This is a genomic window from Mycoplasma sp. 2704 (genome assembly GCF_034863285.1).
GTDB lineage: Bacteria > Bacillota_I > Bacilli_A > Mycoplasmatales > Metamycoplasmataceae > Mycoplasmopsis.
Window position 1 is genome coordinate 19,132 of record NZ_JAYFFD010000006.1, and the last position, 11,159, is coordinate 30,290.

General features: G+C 28.7%; 12 protein-coding genes and 2 tRNA genes. 6 read left to right on the forward strand and 8 right to left on the reverse strand.

Annotated elements, in window-relative coordinates; all coding sequences use genetic code 4:
* Positions 1–14 precede the first annotated feature (14 nt).
* The 8 genes from proS to gmk all read right to left on the reverse strand — a co-directional run bounded on the left by proS (position 15) and on the right by gmk (position 5,766).
* Positions 15–1,460, reverse strand: coding sequence for a proline--tRNA ligase (proS, locus tag VBM90_RS02800; protein ID WP_323176817.1), 1,446 nt, complete (start codon positions 1,458–1,460; stop codon positions 15–17).
* Positions 1,461–1,602: 142 nt separating this feature from the next.
* Positions 1,603–1,677 (reverse strand) — tRNA-Gln (locus tag VBM90_RS02805).
* Between the two features lie 4 nt (positions 1,678–1,681).
* Positions 1,682–1,765 (reverse strand) — tRNA-Tyr (locus VBM90_RS02810).
* 120 nt (positions 1,766–1,885) lie between these two features.
* Positions 1,886–2,572, reverse strand: coding sequence for a ribulose-phosphate 3-epimerase (locus tag VBM90_RS02815; RefSeq protein WP_323176818.1), 687 nt, complete (start codon positions 2,570–2,572; stop codon positions 1,886–1,888).
* Positions 2,550–3,407, reverse strand: a complete 858-nt coding sequence (gene rsgA / locus VBM90_RS02820) for a ribosome small subunit-dependent GTPase A (protein ID WP_323176819.1) — start codon at positions 3,405–3,407, stop codon at positions 2,550–2,552. Before rsgA ends, VBM90_RS02815 begins: the two co-directional genes overlap by 23 nt.
* Complete coding sequence (locus tag VBM90_RS02825) at positions 3,407–4,411, reverse strand: serine/threonine-protein kinase (RefSeq protein WP_323176820.1); 1,005 nt, start codon at positions 4,409–4,411, stop codon at positions 3,407–3,409. The genes rsgA and VBM90_RS02825 overlap by 1 nt, the downstream gene beginning before the upstream one ends.
* Positions 4,404–5,171 (reverse strand): PP2C family serine/threonine-protein phosphatase, encoded by a 768-nt coding sequence (locus VBM90_RS02830; protein ID WP_323176821.1) that lies wholly within the window; start codon positions 5,169–5,171, stop codon positions 4,404–4,406. The genes VBM90_RS02825 and VBM90_RS02830 overlap by 8 nt, the downstream gene beginning before the upstream one ends.
* Positions 5,164–5,766: a guanylate kinase gene (gene gmk / locus VBM90_RS02835; RefSeq protein ID WP_257089243.1), complete on the reverse strand. Its 603-nt coding sequence runs from the start codon at positions 5,764–5,766 to the stop codon at positions 5,164–5,166. Before gmk ends, VBM90_RS02830 begins: the two co-directional genes overlap by 8 nt.
* 104 nt (positions 5,767–5,870) lie before the next feature.
* On the opposite strand from gmk, the gene truB reads away from it, so the two are divergent.
* From truB to VBM90_RS02865, 6 genes are all read left to right on the forward strand, one after another.
* Entirely contained in the window at positions 5,871–6,731 is an 861-nt protein-coding gene (truB, locus tag VBM90_RS02840; protein ID WP_323176822.1) for a tRNA pseudouridine(55) synthase TruB, read from the forward strand.
* Positions 6,712–7,527, forward strand: coding sequence for a YcsE-related riboflavin metabolism phosphatase (locus VBM90_RS02845; RefSeq protein WP_323176823.1), 816 nt, complete (start codon positions 6,712–6,714; stop codon positions 7,525–7,527). The genes truB and VBM90_RS02845 overlap by 20 nt, the downstream gene beginning before the upstream one ends.
* Position 7,528: 1 nt before the next feature.
* On the forward strand, positions 7,529–8,386 hold the full coding sequence (locus VBM90_RS02850) for an FAD synthase (protein WP_323176824.1): 858 nt from the start codon (positions 7,529–7,531) through the stop codon (positions 8,384–8,386).
* 200 nt (positions 8,387–8,586) lie between these two features.
* On the forward strand, positions 8,587–8,853 hold the full coding sequence (rpsO, locus tag VBM90_RS02855) for a 30S ribosomal protein S15 (RefSeq protein ID WP_257089251.1): 267 nt from the start codon (positions 8,587–8,589) through the stop codon (positions 8,851–8,853).
* A 202-nt stretch (positions 8,854–9,055) separates the two neighbouring features.
* A complete protein-coding gene (gene recA / locus VBM90_RS02860) occupies positions 9,056–10,069 on the forward strand; it encodes a recombinase RecA (protein ID WP_323176825.1) in 1,014 nt (337 codons plus the stop codon).
* A 42-nt stretch (positions 10,070–10,111) separates the two neighbouring features.
* Positions 10,112–10,939 carry a TIGR00282 family metallophosphoesterase gene (locus tag VBM90_RS02865; protein ID WP_323176826.1) on the forward strand — a complete coding sequence of 276 codons (828 nt, stop codon included), beginning with the start codon at positions 10,112–10,114 and terminating at the stop codon, positions 10,937–10,939.
* The last annotated feature ends 220 nt before the right edge of the window (positions 10,940–11,159 follow it).

The following is an 11,159-nucleotide window of genomic DNA, read 5'->3' on the forward strand; positions in this document are numbered from 1 at the left end:
GTACAACATCATTTTTAATATGCCTTTGCGAAGACCACATATCTACTTGTTTTCTTATCACAACCCTCTCAAAAACACTCGACATCCTTGATTGGTTTATCTAAAGAAAGAGGAATACATCTTGCTGTTGCTCCGGTGTCTTCTTTGATTTGATCTTCAACATTTCCATCACAGCAAAATGGAGCAATAACAAACTTGTTTTCAGCTATTTTTGATTTGAAATCTTCGTAGTTATAAACGTATTCTTGATTATTAATTAATCTTTGTTCGGCTTGTTCATATAAATTATCGTGAATTTGTTTTAATAATTCTGAAACAACATTTTTAACATCTTTAACTGCTACTTGTGATTTTTCAAGAGTATCTCTTCTAACGATTGTAACTTGATTGTTTTCTAAATCTTTAGGTCCAAGTTCAATTCTTAATGGAACTCCTTGGATTTCTGAGTTAGAAGCTTTGAAACCTGGATTTTTATCAGTATCATCTAATCTAACACGGAATTTTCTTGAAAGGTCAGCGAAAAGTTTTTTAGCTGTTTCATGAATTTGTGGATTCTTATTTGCGAATAATTCTAAAATATCAACTTGAACAGGAGCAACATAAGGTGGGATGATAATTCCTCTATTGTCACCATGTGTCATAATAAGTGCACCAATTAATCTAGTTGTGCAACCTCATGAAGTTTGATAAACATTTTCAAATTCATTCTTTTCATTTTTAAAAAGAATTTCAAAAGGTTTTGAGAAGTTTTGAGCTAAATAGTGACTAGTTCCTGCTTGAAGAGCATATCCATTTTTCATCATAGCTTCAATTGTTCAAGTTGTACATGCACCTGCGAATTTTTCATTTGGTGTTTTCTTACCTATAATAGTAGGAATAGCAAGGTATTTTTTAAGGAATTTAGAATACACTTTAATCATTTCTTTCGAAAGAGTTCTAGCTTCCAGTGATGACGAATGAGCTGTATGTCCTTCTTGTCATAAGAATTCTCTAGATCTTAAAAATGGTCTAGTTGTTTTTTCTCATCTAATAACACTTACTCATTGGTTGTAGATCATTGGTAAATCTTTATATGATTGAATTGAGTTTTTAAATAAGTGCGCAAATAAAACCTCTGATGTAGGTCTAATAAAAAGTTTCTCATCTAACTCTTTATTACCGGCCATTGTAACTGTAGCAAGTTCAGGATTGAATCCATCAATGTGTTCTTTTTCTTTGTTGAAAAGTGATTCAGGAATTAATAATGGTAAGTTAACATTTTGAACATTTTTTTCTTTGAATGCTTTATTTAAATTTTCTTGTATTAGTTCTCAAATTCCATATGAGTTAGGAAGTAAAAACATTGTACCTTTTGTAGGTCCGTACATCATTAATTTTCCGTTTTGAACAACGTCTGTATATCATTGAGTGAAGTCTTGTTCTAATGGTGTAATTTTGTCTAATTGTTTGTTATTATTCATAGTTTTTAAATTTTAGCACAAAAGATAAATTTAAGAGGTCAAAATTCAAAAAGCGCAAATTTAAACTATTTTTATTCAAAAATTGCGTTTTTAATAAAAAAGTAATGTAAAAAAGGTAATAAAAAAACACCTTTCGGTGATATGGCTGCCCCAGTTAGATTCGAACTAACGCATCGTGGAACCAAAACCCACTGCCTTACCGCTTGGCTATGGGGCAATCATGGTGGGGGGAGAGGGATTCGAACCCCCGAATCCGAAGAAAGTGGGTTACAGCCACCCGCATTTGGCCGCTTTGCTATCCCCCCAAACACATCAATATTATAAAACAAAAAAAATATTTTGAAAATAAAAAAATGTTTTTTATTAGGTTATATAAGAGTGAAAAATATAAAAGAAAAAGCAACAATTGTTGCTAATTTCTAAAATTATCTATGGTGTCCTAAAACTGATTGAATTCTTTCTTTTGTTGGTTCAACAACAATGTATGTTCCTGCAACACATGCATCAGCACCTGCTTTAAAAGCTTCTGGTCCAGTTACATTGTTAATTCCTCCATCAACTTGAATTAAGTATTCGTAACCATTTTCAATTTTTAAATCTTTTAAGTAAGCAATTTTTTCTAACGCAGATGGCATAAATTTTTGACCTCCAGCACCTGGTTCTACAGACATAACTAAAACAAGAGCTAATCTATCTAAAAATGGCTTAATTTCATCAACTGATGTAGATGGTTTGATTGCTAAACCGATTTTTAATTCATCATATTTTTGAGTTAAAAATTCATCAAATTTTTTAAGATCATCTTTGATAGCCTCAAAGTGGAATGTGATGATATCAACTACATCTTTAACTTGGTCTACATAATCATAAGGGTTAACAACCATTAAATGAGCATCTTTAAGGTGTTTTAAACCGTTTTTATTGATGTTCTCAATTTCTTCTACTTGAATTGCTGTGTTAGGAACAAATTTTCCATCCATAACATCATAGTGAATTCATTTGATACCATTTTCAACCAATGTATTAGCCATTGCTAATCTGTTTTCTTTTTCAACATTTAATAAACTTGGTGTTACATATTTTGTCATATTAAAATCCTCTTTTATTTTCATTAATTTCTTGATTTAATTTTACATAATTTTCATAACGTTTTAAAGGAACTAACTTAGTATTAATTTGTTGCTTAATAGCACAGTCTTGATCTTTTTCGTTTATGTGCAAGCAGTTTCTGAATTTGCAAAGTTTTGATAACTCATAAAATGTTTCAAAACTTTGTGCTAATTCAACTGGTGTTAAATCTAAATTTAAGGATGAAAAGCCAGGTGTATCAATAACATAACCATCATTAAAAGGGATTATTGACACAACTCTTGTTGTATGTTTTCCTCTTCCTAGTGCTTTAGAAATTTCTTGAGTGTCAAAGCTAAATTGGCCCAAATTATTGATAGTTGTTGTTTTTCCAACACCACTTTGACCCATAAAAACAGAATATTTATCTTTAAATATTTGTTTAACTTCATTTATGTAGCTTGATGGTTTTAGATTGTCGATTAAAAATACTTTATAACCCATATTTGAGTAATATTCATAAATTTCTCTAGAGTATTCAGGATCCATATCGGTCTTGGTTAAAAAGATAACTGGCTTAATTTTCTTAAATTCAATAATCGCAAGATATTTATCAACTAAAAAAAATTGAAATTGTGGATCCTTAACAGACATTACAACAATCATTTGATCAACGTTTGCAACTTTGGGTCTTATGAATTCGTTTTTTCTTTCTAAGATTTCCTTTAATTGATTATTCTCAACTAAAACATTATCTCCAACAATAGGTGTTTGATTTTGGTATCTTAATTTACCTGCTGCAGGTATATTTAAAATCTCACCTTGATTATTTTGCAATGTGTAAATTCCTGCGACAATTTTTGTGACTTTGTAAATCATTAATTGTTACCTCAAATTGTGAATCATAAAACTACTGCAAGAATTATTACAAGAATAATAACAATCATTGTAATTAGAAAAGCATTGCTGTTGATAATATTGCTAAGTTTTTTCTTTTGTTTAGCTTTACCAGGTTTCAATGGTGTCTCAAACATTTTTGATGAATCAAGCGATTCGCTGACCGCTTTTTTAAATTCAAAAACAGTTTGATATCTATCCGCAGGTTTTTTAGCTGTAGCTTTCAAGATAACATTATCCAATGCTTGAGGGATATCAGTAAAGTTTCTGGCTGATGGGAATGTACCTTTATAATGCAATGTTATTGTTTCGTGCTCGTGTTCGCTTTTGTATGGATAAGTTCCCGTTAACATTTCAAACAATAAAACACCTAAAGCATAAATATCAACAGCTTTTGTTATTTTGTGATTTTTAATTGAGTATTCAGGTGCTGCATAATATGGGCTACAAATAACTGCGTTTTCTCTTGTTAATCTTTGTGATTCAGGCGTTAATGAAATACCAAGGTCTAGGATTTTAATTTTTTGGTCATTAGTAATTATGATATTTTGACTTTTTATGTCCCTGTGAATAATTCCGTGCGCATGAAGTTCACCTATTCCTTCAGCGATTTCCATAATGTATGATCTTGCTTTTTTAGCACTTAAGGATGTATGTTTTCGAATGTGGTCGTGCAATGTCAAGCCACTAATATATTCCATAACATAGTATTCTTCAGATGAACTTTTATGATGCTCATAAAAACTTGGTAAGTACTTAGATTTTACTTTTGAGAGTAATTTAGCTTCATCTTCAAATCTTTTAGCTTCAGTTTCATTAAAAATATTATTTAGATATTTAATTGCTACTTTTTTGTTTTTATCATTCTTGAATGTAGCCAAAAAAACAGTTCCCATTCCTCCTGTTCCAAGAATTCTTTGAACATCGTATTTTTTATAAATATTAGATTGAGGATTTAAATTAATTTGTTCATTTGATTTACCCATTTGTACCTCTCAATCTTTGCAAAACTATACTCATATTATCACTTGATTTATTCTTTTGTGCCTCTGAGACTATCTTTTTAGTAGCCTCTTCAGGACAATTAGTTGATGTTAAAATATTTTCAATTTTTGAAGTTGAAACAAATTCGTGAATACCATCTGAAGTTAATAAAATTCACTCAATAATATCTAACGATTTTGGATCTAAAACAAATAAGTCAACATCAAAATGTTTTTTGTTATTGTAACTAATAGCATTAACAAGCAATCTTAAATAGCTATCTGAAAAAGTTGATGAATCTTTATTTTCTTCATTAAGCTTATTTAATAAGTTGTGATCTCTTGTCATCAACTTAAGCTCTGTTTTTTTAGATTTTTTAATTAATAAATAACATCTACTATCACCGATGTTAAAAATCACAAGTGAATTTAACAATTTAGAAAAATAATATCCAACACAAGTTGAACCCATTGTAAATTTTGATGGATCTTCTTTGATTAATTTGTAAAAATCATTATGAACTTTGTCGAATGTGTTTTTTATAAAATATTCAATAGCAATTGCTGAATTAAGAGTTCCAATGCTTTGAAATTCTGTTTTAAATCTTGAAATTATTGTTTGAGCAGCCGTATCACCGTGTGGTTGTCCACCAATTCCATCGCATAGAATAGATAAATAAGCTGTATCATTTTCAAATACAGCTACTCTATCATCGTTTTTAGGTCTAATACCTTGTAATGATTCAAAATAGAAACTACTCAATTCCAAGCTCCTTGTGTAGAATGCTTCTGATTTCTTCTGCCGCTCTTTCAGGAACATCATTTACAACGATGTATTGGAAAATGTGTGAATCAGCAATTTCTTCTTCAGCTTTTTTAAGTCTACTCTTAAGAGTTTGTGGATTTTCAGAACCACGGTTTAAAATTCTTTTTCTTAAATCATCAACTGATGGTGGAGCTAAAAATATAGTTATTAAGTGATATTTATCAGCTTCTCTTGTATCTTGAGTAAACTTCTTAATAACTTGTTTAGCACCATTTGTTTCTATTTCTAACATAGGCACTTTATGTTTTTTATGAATCTTATCTAACTCAGAATATAAAGTTCCATAATAATTATCTAAATGGTAAGAAAATTCAAGAAATTTTCTACTTTTAATTTTGTCTCTGAATCTATCTCTATCAATGAAATAGTAATGAATACCATCTAACTCCCCTTCTCTAGGAAGTCTTGTTGTAGCAGAACAAGATAACGATAAGTTTAACTCATCGTATTCGAATAATAATCTTTCAACTGTCCCTTTTCCTACACCACTAGGTCCAGTGAAAATAATAATTGGATTTTTAGATGTATTCATAGTTGAAAGTATTATAGCACTTTTGTGATTGAATAACTTTGCAAATAATATTAAAATAATATTATTTTTTCTTATAAAATTTAAATACTAAAAGTAGGTGCATTATGTTTTACAAATATCATAAAAAAAGTGGTGATTTTTCAAATAAAACTATTAGAGGTTTACAAAAAGAATTGGGTGCCAAAAAAATAGGCCATTCTGGAATTTTAGACCCATTAGCAAGTGGTTTAATAATTTTTGCAACGGATTTTGAAACTAAATTGTTGCCTTATATTGCTGACAAAACTAAAACTTATATAGCAAAATGTAAATTCAATTACAAAAGCGACACGTATGATGTTGATGGTAAGGTTGAAATGCTAAATAATAAACCAATTACAAAACAAGAATTTCTTGAAGCAATGGAGTACGTTAAAACGTTAAAATTTCAAATACCACCTATATATAGTGCAAAAAAGATAAATGGTAAGAAAGCATATGAGTATGCAAGAGAGCAAAAGGAAGTTGAATTAAGAAAACAGCCAATAGAAATATTTACTTACAATTTAATTGATTTTGATGAGCAAACTCAAGAAGCAACAGTTGAATTAAAAGTTTCTGAAGGCGCCTACGTTAGAAGTGTTTTAGTTGATACGGCACAAAAAGCAGGAACAAATTGTGTAATGACTTATTTAAAAAGAGTAAGCTGTGGAAATGTTTCTGTTGATGACTTGTCTGAAGAACACTATAAACAAATTCAAATTGATAAATTATTAAATCTAAAAAAAATGATTTCAAATAATGAAATTTTTAAATTCATTAGAAATGGTAATGAATTTAAAGTTGAAAAAGAAGATGGTGATTACCTACTTTATTCACCAAATGAAAATGAAGTTTGAGCCATTGGGCAAGTAATAAAAGGTATTTTTAAACCTAAAAAAGTTTCGATTGAAAGGATAAATTTATATGAAAACAATCAAAGATAATATTAAAGTAGCTGCATTTGATATTGATGGGACATTATTAGCTAAAGGGATCAGAGAATTTTCATTAAATACAAGAAAAATTTTTCCATTATTAAAACAAAATGGAATTGTTTCAGTTTTAGCTACAGCAAGAGAATTCGCAACAATTGGTGATTTTTTAAAAGTTCTTCAACCAGACTACTTTATAGGGGCAAATGGATCATTTATTTATGATCTTAAAACTGAGAAATTTATTTACAAAAATACCCTTCTTAAAGAAGATGTTGTTAAGTTTTATAATGCATACAAAGATAAAATTGTTGCATTTGCAGTAACTGATTTTGATAAAGTCTTTAAGTCGCCTACAATGGATTTAAGATCTTGATTTATTAGACCGTTTATGACTAATTATTATGATTTTGATGAAAAAGAACTATCAAATGATGATTTATATATGATTACAATTAACACACCTGACGCAAAAATATTAGGTAAAGAAATGCAAAAATTCATCGAAGATAACAATTTATCAATGGAGGTGTCTTCAACTTGAAGTAATGGAATTTTCATTAGTCCAAAAAACTGTATGAAAAGTACTGCTTTAGAAGTGTTGTGTGAAAGACTTGGTTTCACATTGCAAGAAAACCTAATTGCCTTCGGTGATGGAGCAAATGATGTTGATATGCTACAAAAAGCTTATATTGGTGTAACTACAGAAACTGCAAGCAACAGTGTTAAAAAATATGCTGATGAAATTATGTTAGATGCTGAATACGATGGAGCATATTTAAAATTAAAAGAATTAGGTTTAATTTAATATGGAAGATTTATTAATCTATGATTTAGATGATTTTGAGACAAAAGATAGTGATATTTTTCTTTTAGGTGAATTTAATTCATTTCATTTAGGTCACTATCAACTCTATAAAAAAGCTATTGAATTAAAAAAACAAAATGAAGATAGAAGAGTTATTTTAGTTTGTTTTAATTCTGACAAATTACTGCCAAAAGATAATGGAACTAGTTTTACAGATAAAAATGCAAAATATATGCAGCTTACTCAATTGGATTTAGATTCAATTATTGAACTTGATTTTGAAGCGATCAGAAATTGAGATGGAATTTTGTTTTTAAATAAATTGGGTCAAAATAAAAAAGTCACATTTATAGCTGGTGAAGATTATAAATGTGGTCATCGAGCAAGTTATAATTTTGAACTTGCAAAAAATGAGAATACTTTAAATAAAAATTATTCATTTATTACTCAGCCAACTCAGAAAATTCAAAATGTAAAAATCAGTACATCAAAACTAAAAGAAAGCATAGAGTTTGGTGATTTAGATTTTGTTAATTCATTATTAGTTTTCAATTATGCAATCAGTTGCAATGTCAATTCTGATTTAATAATCACAAAATCTGCAAATTTAGTAAACATTCATCCAGGTGTATATTCAGGTGTGATTTATTTTGAAGATTTAGTAATATATGCAAGCATATTAATTGATTTGGATCATTCGATTTATTTAGATTTATTTAACTTTGAACTTGAAGATTTAGCAGATAGTCAAATAGTTATCGAATTCAGAAAAGTAGTTAGATTAATTAAAAATGAATATGAAGCATTTTTAAGTGACACTGATATTACAAAATCTAAAGAAATATTATTTAATTATTAAATTAGATTTAGAATTAAAGCAATTTAACTTAAAAAGTTATATAATTAAAAATAATTGCAATATGTAATTATTAAATAAAACTTACAGATACTAGGAAATATCAGATTTTTTCATATAAAACACAAATTTATAGCTCGGAGTTTTGATATATAAAACATCTGGGTTATAAACATAATAATTTCAAATTAGAAGGAGATATTATGGTTTCAAAACAAAGAAAATTAGAATTAACTGAAAAATTCGGTAAAAATTCTAAAGACACTGGAAATATAGCAGTTCAAATCGCTATCTTAACAGAAGATATCGAACTTTTAAAACCTCACTTTGCTAACAACCCAAAAGATAATCATTCTAAAAGAGGTTTCTTAGCAAAAATTTCACATCGTAAAGTTCTTTTAAGACATTTAAAAGAAACAAATTTCGAAAAATACAACGAAGTGATTGAAGCTTTAAATATTCGTAAATAATTGATTTTTTAAAATTTTTTCAAATTTAACCAAAAATTTTTAATTTTTATTTTATTGCAGTTATTATAAAAAATGAACCACAAGCCATCATAGTTAATCGGGAATTTATACTATGATACTTGTGGTTCTTTTTTAGTTCCGTTTTGGAATGAGCAATAAATTTTTTTAAAAAAGTTGTGTAATTAGATTGGGAGGTGAAAAAATGAATTTAACAGAAATCGAAACAACCATTCCGATTCCTGATTATGCAACATTAATGAAAAATGCAAAATCAGTTTTAAATGAAATTGGAAAAAGGTTTGGTAATGATTCAATAATGATTTTAGGCGAAAAACCTGAAATAAATATACAAACTATACATAGTGGTAGCTATGTTCTAGACAGAGCCTTAGGTATAGGTGGTTTTCCACAAGGGAAGATTATTGAAATCTATGGTCCTGAAAGTAGTGGTAAAACAACTTTAGCACTACATACTATAGCCGAAGTTCAAAAGAATGGAGGTTTAGCTGCATTTATAGATGCAGAACAATCAATAGATCCTGAATATGCTAAAAGAATTGGTGTTCAACTAGACAAATTAATTTTATCTCAACCAAGTTCAGGAGAACAAGCATTAGAAATTGTCGATACACTAGCTAAATCAGGATTCATTGACTTGATTGTGGTCGATAGTGTTGCTGCATTAGTTCCAGAAGCTGAATTAAATGGAGAAATGGGCGATCAACAAATTGGTGCTCAAGCAAGATTAATGTCAAAAGCACTTAGAAAAATCACAGGAAATTCAAATAAGAATAAGACAACAATCTTATTTATAAATCAAATGAGGGAAAAAATTGGAGTTATTTTTGGTAGTCCAGAAACAACTCCGGGAGGACGTGCTCTTAAATTTTATTCAAGTATAAGAGTTGAAGTAAGGAAAGGAACGATTATTACAGATGGAAAATCAAATACAGGAACTGAAATTAGGTTCAAGGTCGTTAAAAATAAATTATCAGCCCCTTATACGTCTGCTCAGAGCGAATTGATATTTTCGAAAGGTATTGATAAGTTTTCAGAACTTGTTGATGTCGCAGTCGAAGAAAAAATAATTGAGAAAAAAGGTTCTTGATATAGCTATAATGGTAAAAATATAGCTCAAGGAAAGAAAAATATGCGCGATTATATCGAAAATGACAATGAGTTAAGGGAAGCAATTTTAACTAAAATTAAATGTTAAAAATAAGTTAAACATTTAATTTGTTAGTCATATAATTGCTATATGAACTTGACTAACCAAAGAAATAAGAAAATTAGAATACTATTTTTTGGAGATATTTTTGGGGAACCAGGAATTAAAACTGTAGAAAAATATATCCAAACTTTAAAAGAAAAATACAAAATAGATTTTATCATTGCTCAAGGGGAAAACGTTTCTGGAAGAAAAGGCCTTAATAAAACAGATTATTTAAAACTTTCAGAATTAGGGATAAATGCATTTACTATGGGAAACCATGTATGAGCTAATGAGGAAATTTATGAACTATTAGAAAATGAGAATAACATAATTAGACCATTAAATATAGATAGAGGCTATCAAGGAAGTGGGGCTAAGATATTTAAAGTTAAAAATTCTAAACTAAGAGTTATTAGTTTGTTGGGTATAACTTTTAATAATCTACTTAGTCCATGAGAACAGGAAAGTGCAAATAACTTTTTTGATGCTATGGATTCTATTATGGAAGAAGAATCTGTGGACTTTAATTTTGTTGATTTCCATGCTGAAACAACAAGTGAGAAAAATGTACTGGGTCTATATTTAGATGGAGTTGTCGATGCAGTAGTCGGAACACATACACATGTTCAAACTAATGATTATAGAATCTTACCAAAAGGAACTGCATATATTACTGATGTAGGTATGGTTGGACCTATGAATGCGGCAATCGGCGCAAACTTTGAAGAAGTTTATAAAAAAATGAGATATAACAGTAGGGAGAAATTTACTGTCAGTGAAAATAACACACAGTTAAATGCTGTAATTATTGAATTAAACACTAAAAGAGAGAATACAATAAAACCTATCAATATATATAATATAGAAATTTAAAATAAGTCAATTTTAGAGGGGCAATAAAAGTAGACTGAGAAGAAAATTTTAGATAGCTAATTATTAAGTGGCACAACTAGTAATTATTAACTAGTTGTGTTTTTTATTCGACATTAAAAAAATTAAAAAAAATTTTGAGAAATTAATTTAGTGTTATAATATTCATGCTTTTGATAGCAAAGAAGTTCTTTGAAAACTAGATATATACAAGACATGACAA